Genomic DNA, 12,638 nt, shown 5'->3' on the forward strand with positions numbered 1-12,638 from the left:
GTCGTCTGCGACGCGACGCTGCCGTCCTGGTTGTACACGATGGTCCTGACGGGCTTCGGCGCCTCTGCGGCCTGAGGCTCGGCTGCCGCCGGCCGAGGCGCGGGGGCCGCCGCCTGGCGCGTCGGGATGTGCGCGGCGATCGCGGAATAGTCGAGGCCGGCCTCCGCGGGCAGCCCGCAGCGGTTCTTCGCGTCCCAGGCGGCCGCGTGCTCCGTGCGCATGACGCGCTGCGCGCCCTGGGCCTTGCCCTTGCCGTTGTCCTGGACGGTGACGATCGTCTTGTAGCTGGCGAACAGCAGCATGTCGGCCCACTCCTTGACGAGCGGCGCGGTCTGCTTCGAGAGCTTCAGCTCCCAGCGGTCGTAGGCTCCCATCTCGTCGGGCTGCTCGAACTTGCGGATCTGGCTGTGCGCGCACACGACCACGTTGACGCCGCGCTCGACGACGTCCTGGAGCAGGTTCAGCAGCTTGCCGAACTCCTCCTTGACGTAGACGTAGCCCTTGCCGTAATTCAGAGCCTCGATGCCATTGATGCCCTGCTTGGCGCAGACGTGAGCGATGCAGAGCTGCTCGGCCCAGTCGGCCGTGTCGATCACGAGCGTGGCGCAAAGAGACGGGTCGGCCGCTACCTCGCGCACGTAGCCGAGCAGCATCTCCCACGAGGTCGGTGACGGGTCGGCCCGCCTGACGTCGAGGTGCTTGGTGCCGCCCTCCGTGTCGATGAAGAGGGGGTCCGGGAACTCGGCGGCGAAGGTGGTCTTCCCGATGCCCTCCGGGCCGTACACGACGACCTTCTGGGCCGAGGGGACGGTTCCTGTCTTGATGTTCACGGCTATGCTCCTTTCGGGAAGTTGAACGTCGGCGCGGCGGGCTCGACGATCCCGGCGTCCAAGACGGCCTGGTTCTGCGCGTACGGGACGCCGAGGTTCACGAGCTCGCTCTGCGACGCGCCGCCGTAGCCGTCCTCTATCACGATGGAGCACTCGCCGCCGGTGGACACGCGGGTGGCGATCACCTGCAGGCCCTCGGCCTCGGCCCACGCGCCGAACTCTCGCAGGGTCTCGGGGTCCATCTGCTCCAGCTTGTCCACGAGCACGAACCCGCACTCGGGCTTGAGCTTGCGGACGATCGCCGTGGCGACGCGCAGCTGCTCGGAGCCGCTCATGCAGTCCCAGCGCCGCCCCTCGTAGGAGAGCAGCCCGTTGTCGACGGCCAGGCCCGCGAGCGGCAGGTCGGCCCCTTCGAGCAGGCCCATCTTGGCCTCGCGCAGCTCCTCGATGCGCGCGGTCGTCTCCCTGTACTGCTCGTCGAGCTCGTCGGCCTCGCGCTGCGCCTCGGCGCGGCGCTGGTTGTCGCGCACCTTGGCGTTGGTCAGCTCGATCTCGGCCAGGCTCGCCTCGATCTCGGCGGTCGACTCGTCGGCCAGCTCCGCGGCGGTCTTGCGGGCCGCCGCGAGGTCGGTCTCGAGCGCGTCGAGCTTGCGGTCCGCCTCGTTGGCCGCGGCCGTGGCCGCGACGATCTGGCGGTTGAGCTCCTCCACCCTCGCCAACGCGTTGGACTTCTCCTGCTTCGCGTTGTCGCGCGCGGCCTCGATGTCGCGCGCCGCCTGGCGCTTGCGCTGGTTCTCGCCGTTGCGGGCCAGGATCCCCTGCTGCGCCTGGATCAGCTCCATGGCGCTCACAGGCTCGGAGGGCGCGTCGGGGTGCGCCGGCATCTCGTCGGCGGCGCCGCGCTTCTGGTCGCGCATCTGCCCGATGCCGGTGCGCCGGTTGTAGAGCGCCTGCTCCTCCGCCTCGAGCCTCGCCAGCTCGTCGCCGACGCCGATGATGCCGAGCAGGGCCTTCGCCTTGTCCTTGTCGGACATCGCCAGGAACTTGGGCAGGTCGAGCGCGAGCGCCTCCACGAAGGAGTCGAGCAGCTGCTGGCCGCCCTTGCGCCCCTCGGGGTCGGTCACCTTGAGCGAGCCGTTGCGGCCCTTCCGCTCGACCACGACGCCGTTTGAGAGCTCCACCTTGAGGCGGGGGTCGACGGCGCTGCCCTCGCGCTTGGCCTCGCTCGGGCGCTTGCGGTCGCCGCCGAGCGCCCACGCGATCGAGTCGAGCACGCTGGTCTTGCCCTGGCCGTTGCGGCCGCCGATGACGGTGAGCCCGCTCTCGGCCGGCTCGAGCGCCACCGCCTTGACGCGCTTGACGTTCTCGACCTCCAGGCTGTTGATTTTCACGGGCATGCTAGTCCTCCTCCTCGATGGTCTTCCTGCATTTCGATGCGAGCGCAAGCTCGCTCTCCGACGCTTCGTACCCGTCCGCCTCGAGTGCTTCGAAAAGCGCCAGGAACGTCTCGGCCGCCCTCTTGCCGTAGCCCCGATGGTCCCGCTTCCTCTTGCCGTTGACGATCGCCGCGAGCTCGTCCTGCGTCATGCCGTCGAGCTGCTCCCATTTCGTTGCGATGAGCCACTCGCTCGCGCGCATCGGCACCTCGTCGATCCCGGCTTTCTCGCAGAACCTCGAGGTGTCGTACCGGTTGAGCTTCGCAGCCTCGGCGAAGATGGCTCCGGTGCTTCCGAGCCCCGCGATGCCGGTTTCCGCCATGCGGCGCCCGACGAACGCGGCGCGCCGCCTCTTGTCGCTCGCCATGGCGCGCTTCTGGGCGTTGTAGCTCGCGATCTTCTCCGCCTCGTCGTCGGAAACGTCTTCGGGCTTGCCGTACACGATGACGCTGACTCCGCCCCAGCTCTCGGACTTGCAGACGACGACGCAGGTTTCAGGGTCGGCCTCGGCCTCGATCCCGCCCCTGGCGTTCTCCGCCGTGATGTTCCAGACCTCTTTCAGCATCCGCGCGCCGCGCGGGGCCTTGTCGAGCAGGGCGATGCCGAGCTCGGCGCACGACGCGGCCAAAGCGTTTTTCAGCGCCTTGATCTCGCGTTCCCGCTCGATCGTGCGCGCCACGCTGGGCCACTCGTTCTTGCCGCAGGCCGTCAGGCGCTGGACAGCGGCCGCGTCCCCTTCGAACGGGGCGATCGCCTCGGCCCAGTCGAGGGTGAGCTGCTCGCAGACCGTCGGGTCCCCGACGGCGCGGAGCCCGCGGCGGATGCGCGCGACGCGCTTCGGGTCCATGCCGGTGGACGCCGCCACCGCCTCGTCGTCCCACCGCTTCATCGACAGCTGGACGAATCGGCTCTCGTCGGACGGCACGTACTTCATCTTCACGTTCGTCTCGAGCGCGGTCGCGACGGCGTCGTCCATGTCGGCGTCGTCGAGCACAACGGCGTCGAAGGACGCTGTTCCCAGCCTGCGCATCGCCTCCACGCGGGTGTTGCCGCCAACGATGCGGTATATGCCCCCGTCGCGTCCGAGGATCGGCATCTCCCTCGGCGATCCCTTCGGCCCGATGCTGCGCGCCATCTCGGCCAGGTACTCCTCGTTCTCCTTGATACTCCAGTCGCGTGAGAGCGGCGTGTTGCCGTACTCGTCCTCCCACGGGTAGACGTCGTCGATGCAGACGCGTTCAATCGTTTTAGACATTAGCCCTCCTGTCAGGCATTTTGTGAAAAGTAACACTCATTTCGATTTTCTCGGGTTCGTGCCCGTGGCCTCGCGCATGCGCCGGAGCCTGGTCTTGGCGGCGTTGTACGGCAGCAGGGCGCGGCGGTACTCCCACTCCTCCAGCTCGAGCAGGTACGCCGCCCTCGCCTTCTCGCGCTCGTAGCGGCTCACCGGGCAGCTCTCGCGCTTCCTGGGCCGCGGCGGGAAGCTCCGCGTCGCGCGCCTCGATTCGCTCTCGGCGTACACGGCGCGCTGCTCCGGCGTCATCGCCGCCAGGGCCCCGGCGCAGGCCGCCTCGCGGCCCGCCAGCTGCGAGCGCATGCGGCACACGCGGCAGCGCCCGTCCCGGTCGAGGGCCGACCTCCAGCTGGCGCACTCGTCGCACCACACGAGGCGCGTGCGGCAGCAGCGCAGGGACAGCCCGAGCCGGCTAGCGGCCATCTTGACCGCGCCCTTCGACCGCTTGAGCTCTCGGCAGACCTCGCGCACGGGCAGGCGCCCCGCCATGCCGCGCAGCCGTTCGAGCTCGTCGGTGGTCCACGGCCTCTGGGCCGACCCCCTGCGCGTCATCGGGCGACCGCGCCCCTCGCGTGCCGCCAGCTGCGCACGGCCGGCCTGCGGCCCGTGACAGCGGCGAACTGCAGCTGCAGCCACGTCGTGCCGGCCTGGCCGTCGAGGGCGGGCGTGTAGTGCGGGTGGATGCGCGCCGCGAGCTCGGGGCGGTCCATCACGAGCATGCGCGACAGGCACGCCCAGTGCGACGCGGCCATCCCGCGCATCTGCAGCATGATCGGCTCGCACGTTTCGGTCGATTTCGCGGCGTGCAGCGCGTCGAGCAGCAGGCGCTCGTAGTTGGTGATGGAGGGGTCGGGCGCGTAGGGCAGCTTCGCCCACTCCACGGCGCCCTCGGCGGCCCGCATGGCGGGGTTGCGCTCCATGCCTACCACCATCCCTCGGCCACGCCGCGGGCGGCTATGACGATGACCGCGTAGACCGCTACGAAGGCAGCGAACGCGAAGCACAGCTCGGAGCGCGTCTTGTCGTCGATCCTAGGCTTGGACATAGCGCTTCCTCTCCGAGAACAGGCACGTGTTGCGCGACATCCAGTCGTACAGCTCGGGAACGATCACGAACCCGGTGCGCTCCTTGCCCTTGTAGTAGCGGATGGGCAGAGGGTCGTCCCTGCGGGCCGCGTACTCGTAGAGCTTCTCCGTCTTCGTGCCGGTCTGCGCGGCGAGGCGCTTAACGGTCATACAGCAAACGGGCTCCGCAAGATCGGGCCCGCACTGCAGGCGTCCTTGCATCTGTGGTATCCTTTCTTTCGACGGCGGGCGTTCCTGGCAGGGAAATCGTCGCCCGCTTCTTCGGGGCCACGGCTTACGCCGTGGCTTTCTTTTCGACCGCGTGTCCCGGCAGCCGCATGTCCACGGCCGTCAGGCGGGCCGTGCCGGTGAGCGAAACGCTCACGGTCGCCAGTCCCGCGCACGACGTCGCCACGATCGAGATAGATTTGACGATGCCGCAGCTGTCGCCCGTGAGCGTTCGAAGCTCGTCGCCGACGGCCACGGGCACGCCGTACGCGTCCATGAGACCCAGCACGTCGGCCAGCCGCTCGGCATCCGTGTAGACGGACGCGCGTGCGGGCTTCGTGGAGAGCTTGCCCTCGATACGGGCGACCGCCTCTTTGAGATCCTCGAACTCGGCGAGGGTCGGGTACTTCCTCGGTGTCGCCATGATTCACCTCCCTTCTTTCGTTGATCGGCGAACTTCGCCTATCGAATAACCCGGAGGACGGCAGCGTGGTACGATGCGGTTGAATGCGAGAGGGGGTGATTTGAATGGACAAGGATATTCAGGACTTCATCGACGAGCTTGGCAACGGGGAATACGGTGAAGCGAGGTGCAAGCTGATAAACCAGTATCGAGAGAATGCTAAGCTTGCAAAAACACATGAAGCTGCCGCTCTTGTCGGAATCGAGTTTGCCGACCGATTGACGTTCTTGACGCTCGCAAAATACGCTGAGTGGATCAGACAGAACCGAGCAGACGGCTAGCTGTGTCGAGGTTGTCGTGAATCATTCCGCGCAGCGCGTCTTTTCTCGTTTGGTCGAGCATGTCGGCCACCTTCGACATGAACGCAATCTCGTCGGGGGTGGCCATACCCGCGTTCACCCGCTCGGCGAATTTCTCAACTTGCCGAGCCAGCTTGAGTTCGTAAGCTTCGCGCTTCTTCTCCAACTCGAAGTTCATTCTCATATCGGCGGCTCCTTTCGGCTGCCGCCTTCCGGGCTATTCGATTCTCAAAGTTCCTTGGGACGACTAGCCCTCGTCGTTGTCGTCAGAAGGGGCATGGTCGTCGTGCTTCTCGAGCATCTGCTTTACGGCTAGGACGTTCCACAAAACGCAGCAAGCGATCCCGAACAGCACTGCGAACTCAAACACGCTCATAACTCTCAGCTGCCCTGCCGTCATCGGGCGTTTCGACGCAGGAACCCGGCCGGCCCCCGTCGCTATCGCCTCCGTTCAACTCGGAGCGGACGCGCTCGTATAACCTTGACGCGAAGAACGCGACCGTCAGGCTGTTATGCATCAGCTGCTTGAGTGACTCCGCGCTGCCATCCGACGACTCTGCCGCGATCCTGAAAAGATCAGTCCAAAGTCCTACGTACCTAAGGTCGGAGAGCATCGGGGCCTCCTTGTCCATCGGGCCGAAACGATCAGCGGCCTTCCAGCTGGCGAGCGTCTCAGCTGCCGACTCGTCGGCATCGACGAACGTGATCGCCAGCGGATCGAAGATGTCGTTCGGGTGGGTCATGCACGCACCTCCGCGTTCGCTCGCTCATCGAATAATCCTGTGTCAACATTCAGCGTGTGGCAGATGGCGACATACTCCTCTGCCGTCAAGCGACGGACGCCCCTAAGCGAATCTGAGAGAGCTTGTTCAGTCATGCCAGACTTGCGCGCCACCGAAGCCTGGACGAAACCGTTTTCCTGTAAGTAATCGGCAATCCGCTCATAAATCATAAGACCTCCTTCCTATAAGTACTGGATTACTTTACTCACTATAGTACTGATTTTCTTTATTGGCAAGAAAATCTTTACTAATGTACCGAATTTCTGTACACTCCAATCTGGAGGTGAGTTTTATGACGGTTAGAAACAACGTTCTTGACGCGGTCAGGTCACTTGTTGATAAAGAAGGAAGCCGAGTCAAGTTCGCAGATAAGCTCGGTGTATCAAAACAGACAGTAAACAACTGGGTAAACGGAGCGAATGCTCCCGACATCGAGATGATCGCCGAGATAGCCCGAATATTTCATATTCCTCTATCCGCCATATTGAACGGCGAAGTCACGCACGACGAAAACTTATTCGGCGCAAGCAAAAACTCGTTTGTCGAGGTACCCCTCTACGGATCGATAGCAGCCGGAATCCCGATCGAGATGATCGCTGTGGACGACTACCACCCCATCCCGGCTCCTATGCACGACCGATATCCCAACGCTTTCCTGCTCAGGGTTAACGGGGAGTCGATGAACCGGATACTACCCAACGGCTGCTACGCATTAGTGGATCCGCGCGAGGAAGTGGTCAAGGACAACGACCCGTACGCCGTCTGCGTCAATGGCTTTGATGCAACGATCAAACGCGTAAAGAAACTCGCGAACGGGTTCCAGCTCGTGCCCGACTCGACCGACCCGACGTACCCGGTGCAAACGTTCAACTACAACGAGGACGACACGGAGACCGTTACTGTGATTGGCAAAGTGGTTTGGTACGTAATCCCGTTCGATTGGGGGTTCTGATGCTAGATCCAGAAATTAACGGGATAAAAGGAGAGTTTCACTATCACGCACCCGACAACCAATACAGCAAGAAAGGAATCATAAGAAAGATTCGCGAGGCGATCGATCCGGAAGCAGCCGAGATGATCTACTCAAAAAGGGATCGCGCATTCTTCGGAAGCCTTAAGGAGATCGCAGACGATCTTGTATCAATGGGAACGCCGCCGCAATACGCGCTATGCCAGGCTTACGAAATCAAGCGGGGTGCCGACCGCTTAACCAACGTTGCTGCCACCATGAGATACGCCGAAGACTCTTTGGAAGAAGATAAGGAGTATTCACTGCCGAGCGATAGGTTCAACGGTCACTGGCTCCCAGCTGCGGAAAAGGCCACTGAGGATTATATGCGGGAAACGCTAGGAAAGATACTTGCAGGCGAAATGGAACACGAAGGCAGTTTTTCGAATAGAACGATAGCAATAGTTGATGCTATGAGCATGAAAGAAGTCGAGATATTCAAAAAGCTATGCGCCAACGCCCTCGGTACATTTTTGATTGGGAACGAAGTCAACGCTCCTGCATCTTGCTTGGTTATGGACGAAGGAACCACAGACTCATTCAACGGCGGTAGTGTAAGCCTCGGTGAATTGAATACGATAGACTCGATAGGACTCATCGCCTCAGGAAGCCACCGGGTTGTACACATCCCAGTCGGAACTTCCATGATGATGTACGGATCGAGCAGACTCTTGCTCTCCAATACAACGGAGACCGTTATCGATATAGATATGCCGGGGTTTATGTTTACCGATAGTGGGATGGAGTTGTCGACCTTGTTTGAATTCGCATGCGGAGACGAACTCAAAAGCAGTTTAATAGGGCACTTCGAGACATCTGGGATTTCGGTGAAGGACATTTGATCGGGCCTAAAGACCCGCCGTATAACGCTGGTGATGATTTAGTTGCCTCGCTTACGTGACTCATTATCTCGTCGAAAGGACCCCAAATGACCGCAATACTTCAAATCCTGGCAGCCGTCGTCATCGTGATCGGCCTCTTCGCCTTGTTCCTCGGAAACCTGGTCAACGGCGCGATGATATTCGGCATAGGAGCCACCGTGCTGGCGCTGGCATGGATCCTCGACGAGCTGAAGAAAATCGGGAAGAAGCTCTAGACACAATTGCACCCCCGGCTATCTTGGCGGACTGACGGGGGTGCTACCCAACCTGAACGGAAAGGCAAGGTGATTGTACCATGTCGCGCTCGAATTTCGGGCACATCCAGTACCTGAGCCACAACAGATACCGCATATACTGGGACGACCCGCCCAAAGAAGACGGAAGCCGCAACCAGCGCTCCCCCATCGTCCACGGCACTCGGGAGGATGCGGAGATAGAGCTCGCAAGGAGGCTCGTCGGAAAGACCGGCTTCGACGATCGCACCACCTACTCTCAGCTCTGGGCCTCGAAGGTCGTCCCGTCGTTCGAGCGCGACGGCCTGCAGACCCGCACCGTCGAGGGCTACGAGCGCGTATGGCATCGCGAGCTGAAGCCGCGCATAGGGAACACAAAGGTGGCCGGGACCACGAGCGAGCAGGTGGAGCGCGTGCTCGCCGAGATCGCGTCGGCCTGGGTGCAGCGCTCGGCGTACGCGCTGTGGAAGAAGATGTTCAACATCGCGATCCGCGCCGGCCTGCGCGAGCGGAACCCGGTTGACCGCTATGTGCGCATGAAAACGGCGACGGCGGCGCGGCGGCGCCTGCTCGACGCGTCGGAAGTCCCGGAATGGATGGAGTCGATCCGCGGCATCAAGTACGAGGGCCTGCTGCTCGCCGAAGTCGGAGGCGGCCTGCGTCCGGAGGAGGCAAACGCTCTCCTCAAGGAGGACGTGGCTCCCTGGAACCATCGGGGCAGGCTCTACGCCCTCGTCAACGTCGACAAGGCCCTGGTGCCCACGCGCAGCGGCCGCGAGCTCAAATGCACGAAGAACGGCTTCTCCACCCGCGAGGGCGTCATCGGCGAGCCCTTCGCCTCGCGCCTGCTGGAAGTTTGCGAGGGCTCCGGACCGGTCTGCGGGAGCGGCAGGCCGCACGAGGACGGAGAGCCCTGGGGAGCGTACGACTACCCGTCGCCGGCCACCGTCACGCACAACTACCGAATGTGGTGCCAGCGCAACGGCGTGGACTACGTCAACCCCGGAAGCCTGCGCAAGTCGTTCTCGGTCATGCACGGCGAGGCCGGCTCGCCCGACTCGCTGGTGTCGCTTGCCATGGGGCACGCGGACGGCACGACGCGCGGGAGGAACTACCAGCGGGCCACCAGGAGGGGCATGACGATGATCGCCGACCTGCTCGAGGAGCTGATAGCCGACGCCTCGTCGTAGCCGTTCAGCGCAACAGTGCCGTATCGCATGTTGCACGAAGTTGCATATTATCCGCTCCAGATATAACTTTGAACTGCGATAACAACGTGCCCAGATAGATGTAGAACGGCTTTGTAAACTGTGGGTTGCAGGTTCGATTCCTGTCACTGGCTCCACGAAACCCCAGGCCGGGCGCGATAAAGCGTTCGGCCTTCCATATTCTTGCGAGTCGCCAAACCCATTCGATCGCCCACAACAAAAAAGGCGCCATGCCCTGTAGACTGGAAGAGAAGGACGTTGCAGTCCCCGTGGCGCATGCCGTTCTTTCCATGGCGCTGGCGGTTCTCACCTCCCATCGCGCCCACGAGCCCGTCGAGCATATGTGCCAGCGCGTATAATGCACGTGCTGGCACAAAGAGAGGAATCAATATGGACTACCTCGCACTAGCCGCCGTCGTTATCGCCGTTTGCTCGCTTGCAACCTCAGTTGTCTCGTGCGGGATACAGCGAAGGCACAACGTCTTATCCGTTCGACCCTTAGGCTCCATCGATGTGAGCGATTACGAGAACCTCATTCAGGTTCGCGTCCTAAATCAGGGAACGGGTCCCTTAATCGTCAAATCCCTGGTATGCTCTAATGAAGCAGGGAAGACGTCGAGCAGCCTTGTCAAAATGTTCACCGACGTGGATCAGGATTGGAATGACTTCACCGAAGAGGTAAGCAGCCGGGTCATCCCCGCGAATGACGCGATCGTCCTTATTTCAATAACGCCAGAAGATGAACCCACCCGACTCGCACTCAGAGAAACCCTCTCCAAAATTAGCATCACGGTTACGTATGAGGACATTTACAAAAATGAAACGACCGAGAAAAGGGAACTCTCGTATTTCGATCGCAAATAGCGATATTTTGAAACAGCGATGCTCCGCAGGGATCAGCGTCAAACAATACGTCAGCGGTGTTGATGCATGGGATACGAGGGAAATCAAACCATAGAGAAGAGGTTGGGATGAAAAAGGGAATGAAGGCTGCGATTGTCTCCGCAATCGCGGTGGCAGCAGTGGCTGCCACCGCCGGCTGTTGGTATTTTTTGTTCGAGAAGCCGCACAGCGAGGCGACGGCAACGTTCAACGCCGCTGCAGAGGATATCCGATCAAAAAACGCCGACCTATCCTCCGCAATAGACAAGATTCAATCCGTCATTGACGAAAACGAGACGCCGCTCGAGTCAGCCACCCTGTCGGATGCTCAAACCTCCGTCACCACCGCACGCGCTGCAATGAGGGAAATCCCCGAGATGCCATCGGGAACGGACGATATCGTAGAAGCCGCGGCCGAACTGGGCAAACCGCTCGATTATTCGGAACAAATTGCCGACTTGGACGACAAGAAGCAAGCCCTTACGAACAGCGTGAAACAAATGAAGCAGGTTACGAACCCCGCGGAGGCCTTCATCGTCGAACGCTTGCAGGGCATCCCGACGATAACGGGCATGGCGGCCGTCACGGAAGACCACGACCCCAACGGAAATCTGAACAAGGCAGGAGGATACACGACATGCGTGTTCTTCTCCGACTCCCAGGTTGATCGGTCAAAGATATTCGAAGACAGCGGCGACATCATCGAAGTCGGAACCGTTGGCGGAGGAAGTATCGAGGTGTACAGCACGGCCGACGAAGCCGAGAAAAGGCGCGCGTATCTGTCGGGATTCGATGGCACCATCCTCGCAAACGGCTCCCATAGTGTGATAGGAACCGTCCTGGTTCGCACGTCCAACGAGCTGACGGCAACCCAGCAAAACGAACTCGAACAGCAAATCACGAACAACCTGATCGAGCTTCGCTAAACGCAGCCTCGCAGCAGGAAAGACTATTCGGAACTCCACGAAACTTCCCGGCCAGACGCTCCCGCGCCTGGCCTTTTTCGTGCGCGACGTTACAGCGGGATGGAGTTCGGCTCGTCGATTTTGAGGGCGCGGTACAGGCGGTCGGGCACGAGGCTCACCAGGTCGTCGGTCCATCGCACGAGGTCGGTGGGCTGATCGGAGCGGAACCAGTCGTTGAGCACCTCGCATTCCAGCTTCGAGAACACCTCCACGATGAAGCGCATGTTGTCGTTGACCGTGACGTGACGGTGGTTCTCGAGCGTGTCGAGCAGCACGGTCTTGCGATTCTCGGGCATCACCGTCTGCCCGAACGGCGTGTTGATGCTGTACTGAATGGACTTCCGGTAGAAATCGCGCTCCTGCGAGATCAGGCGCATATGATGGTAGTACCCCGTCTTCCATCCGATCGTGCGGCCGATTTCGTTGAGGTAGAACTGCCGGCAGAAGATGGAATGCCACCACGGGATGTCGTACTTGCTCTCGAAGTGACGGTAGAACGTTTGGCGCGAGATGCCCGCGTTCTCGCAGATCTCCGCAATGGTGATGCGGTCGAGCGACTTATCCACGGCATGGAGAATCTTCATCTTCGTACGCAACTCGGGCGAGTCGAACACGTCTTCCCCACGCGCTAAATTCGGCAACATGCGAACCCCTTTCCTTGAGAATCGGCGCCCGCGTGGCACGAACGCCTTCACGCGACCGTTCCATGAAAACATACCGCCCGAACCCATCGCGTTGTACGTGACGTTTTCCGTCGAACGTCACGCAAAAAAGACAGTTTCAATCATATGTCACGTCAAACGGACGGCGACCCCATCCTGTGCAAACCCGATGCGACACCTGCGCCCCTGCGGCGCTTGTTTCCCCAGTTGCCACACAGCAAAATGCGTGTATGGGGAGGTGGGGCTTCCACCTCTAAGTCTTTTGAAAGGAGACTACTGTCATGGCGAAGATAGTCAGCTCTTGGAACGACTGGGATCCGCTGAAGCGCGTCATCGTCGGCCGCTGCGACTACTCGATGATCCCGCCCGAGGAGCCCGCGACCTCCGAGAAGGTGCCCGTCG

Annotated in this window: 19 protein-coding genes; 7 read left to right on the top strand and 12 right to left on the bottom strand. The window is 61.5% G+C overall.

The window, feature by feature from the left end:
• The 8 genes from C1876_RS16745 to C1876_RS16775 all read right to left on the bottom strand — a co-directional run.
• Positions 1-830, bottom strand: an 830-nt coding sequence (locus C1876_RS16745) for an ATP-binding protein (RefSeq protein ID WP_114547861.1), incomplete at its 3' end; no start/stop codon positions are given.
• A gap of 2 nt (positions 831-832) precedes the next feature.
• Positions 833-2,227, bottom strand: a complete 1,395-nt coding sequence (locus C1876_RS16750) for an AAA family ATPase (RefSeq protein ID WP_114547862.1) — start codon at positions 2,225-2,227, stop codon at positions 833-835.
• A gap of 1 nt (position 2,228) precedes the next feature.
• A complete protein-coding gene (locus C1876_RS16755; RefSeq protein WP_114547863.1) occupies positions 2,229-3,521 on the bottom strand; it encodes a ParB/RepB/Spo0J family partition protein in 1,293 nt (430 codons plus the stop codon).
• Positions 3,522-3,557: 36 nt separating this feature from the next.
• Positions 3,558-4,112, bottom strand: coding sequence for a hypothetical protein (locus C1876_RS16760; RefSeq protein WP_114547864.1), 555 nt, complete (start codon positions 4,110-4,112; stop codon positions 3,558-3,560).
• Positions 4,109-4,480, bottom strand: a complete 372-nt coding sequence (locus C1876_RS16765) for a hypothetical protein (protein ID WP_114547865.1) — start codon at positions 4,478-4,480, stop codon at positions 4,109-4,111. The genes C1876_RS16760 and C1876_RS16765 overlap by 4 nt, the downstream gene beginning before the upstream one ends.
• A 2-nt stretch (positions 4,481-4,482) precedes the next feature.
• Positions 4,483-4,605 (bottom strand): hypothetical protein, encoded by a 123-nt coding sequence (locus tag C1876_RS18170; protein ID WP_274542582.1) that lies wholly within the window; start codon positions 4,603-4,605, stop codon positions 4,483-4,485.
• On the bottom strand, positions 4,592-4,795 hold the full coding sequence (locus tag C1876_RS16770) for a hypothetical protein (RefSeq protein WP_148044595.1): 204 nt from the start codon (positions 4,793-4,795) through the stop codon (positions 4,592-4,594). The genes C1876_RS18170 and C1876_RS16770 overlap by 14 nt, the downstream gene beginning before the upstream one ends.
• A gap of 124 nt (positions 4,796-4,919) precedes the next feature.
• Positions 4,920-5,276 carry a hypothetical protein gene (locus C1876_RS16775; RefSeq protein ID WP_114547867.1) on the bottom strand — a complete coding sequence of 119 codons (357 nt, stop codon included), beginning with the start codon at positions 5,274-5,276 and terminating at the stop codon, positions 4,920-4,922.
• A gap of 104 nt (positions 5,277-5,380) precedes the next feature.
• Between C1876_RS16775 and C1876_RS16780 the strand changes: the two genes are divergently transcribed.
• Positions 5,381-5,596: a hypothetical protein gene (locus tag C1876_RS16780; RefSeq protein ID WP_114547868.1), complete on the top strand. Its 216-nt coding sequence runs from the start codon at positions 5,381-5,383 to the stop codon at positions 5,594-5,596.
• On the opposite strand, the gene C1876_RS16785 is transcribed toward C1876_RS16780, so the two are convergent.
• The 3 genes from C1876_RS16785 to C1876_RS16795 form a co-directional block, all read right to left on the bottom strand.
• Positions 5,571-5,798 carry a hypothetical protein gene (locus C1876_RS16785; RefSeq protein ID WP_114547869.1) on the bottom strand — a complete coding sequence of 76 codons (228 nt, stop codon included), beginning with the start codon at positions 5,796-5,798 and terminating at the stop codon, positions 5,571-5,573. The genes C1876_RS16780 and C1876_RS16785 overlap by 26 nt on opposite strands.
• 178 nt (positions 5,799-5,976) lie before the next feature.
• Positions 5,977-6,357, bottom strand: coding sequence for a hypothetical protein (locus tag C1876_RS16790; RefSeq protein ID WP_114547870.1), 381 nt, complete (start codon positions 6,355-6,357; stop codon positions 5,977-5,979).
• Positions 6,354-6,566, bottom strand: coding sequence for a helix-turn-helix domain-containing protein (locus tag C1876_RS16795; RefSeq protein ID WP_114547871.1), 213 nt, complete (start codon positions 6,564-6,566; stop codon positions 6,354-6,356). Before C1876_RS16795 ends, C1876_RS16790 begins: the two co-directional genes overlap by 4 nt.
• 122 nt (positions 6,567-6,688) lie before the next feature.
• Between C1876_RS16795 and C1876_RS16800 the strand changes: the two genes are divergently transcribed.
• The 6 genes from C1876_RS16800 (at position 6,689) to C1876_RS16820 (ending at position 11,535) form a co-directional block, all read left to right on the top strand.
• The gene (locus C1876_RS16800) at positions 6,689-7,348 is read left to right on the top strand and encodes a LexA family protein (RefSeq protein ID WP_158544732.1); all 660 of its coding nucleotides are present in this window, start codon (positions 6,689-6,691) and stop codon (positions 7,346-7,348) included.
• Positions 7,348-8,247, top strand: a complete 900-nt coding sequence (locus tag C1876_RS16805) for a DUF2806 domain-containing protein (RefSeq protein WP_123269765.1) — start codon at positions 7,348-7,350, stop codon at positions 8,245-8,247. The genes C1876_RS16800 and C1876_RS16805 overlap by 1 nt, the downstream gene beginning before the upstream one ends.
• Before the next feature lie 86 nt (positions 8,248-8,333).
• Positions 8,334-8,501: a hypothetical protein gene (locus C1876_RS17675; RefSeq protein ID WP_158544733.1), complete on the top strand. Its 168-nt coding sequence runs from the start codon at positions 8,334-8,336 to the stop codon at positions 8,499-8,501.
• A gap of 80 nt (positions 8,502-8,581) precedes the next feature.
• Positions 8,582-9,709, top strand: coding sequence for a site-specific integrase (locus tag C1876_RS16810; protein ID WP_114547874.1), 1,128 nt, complete (start codon positions 8,582-8,584; stop codon positions 9,707-9,709).
• Between the two features lie 408 nt (positions 9,710-10,117).
• Positions 10,118-10,591: a hypothetical protein gene (locus tag C1876_RS16815; RefSeq protein WP_114547875.1), complete on the top strand. Its 474-nt coding sequence runs from the start codon at positions 10,118-10,120 to the stop codon at positions 10,589-10,591.
• A 107-nt stretch (positions 10,592-10,698) separates the two neighbouring features.
• On the top strand, positions 10,699-11,535 hold the full coding sequence (locus C1876_RS16820) for an EbhA (RefSeq protein WP_114547876.1): 837 nt from the start codon (positions 10,699-10,701) through the stop codon (positions 11,533-11,535).
• Positions 11,536-11,624: 89 nt separating this feature from the next.
• Here C1876_RS16820 and C1876_RS16825 read toward each other — a convergent pair whose 3' ends face one another.
• On the bottom strand, positions 11,625-12,218 hold the full coding sequence (locus C1876_RS16825) for a TetR/AcrR family transcriptional regulator (protein WP_114547877.1): 594 nt from the start codon (positions 12,216-12,218) through the stop codon (positions 11,625-11,627).
• Positions 12,219-12,638: the final 420 nt, after the last annotated feature.

The sequence above is a fragment of the Eggerthella sinensis genome, assembly GCF_003339815.1.
Taxonomy (GTDB): domain Bacteria; phylum Actinomycetota; class Coriobacteriia; order Coriobacteriales; family Eggerthellaceae; genus Eggerthella; species Eggerthella sinensis.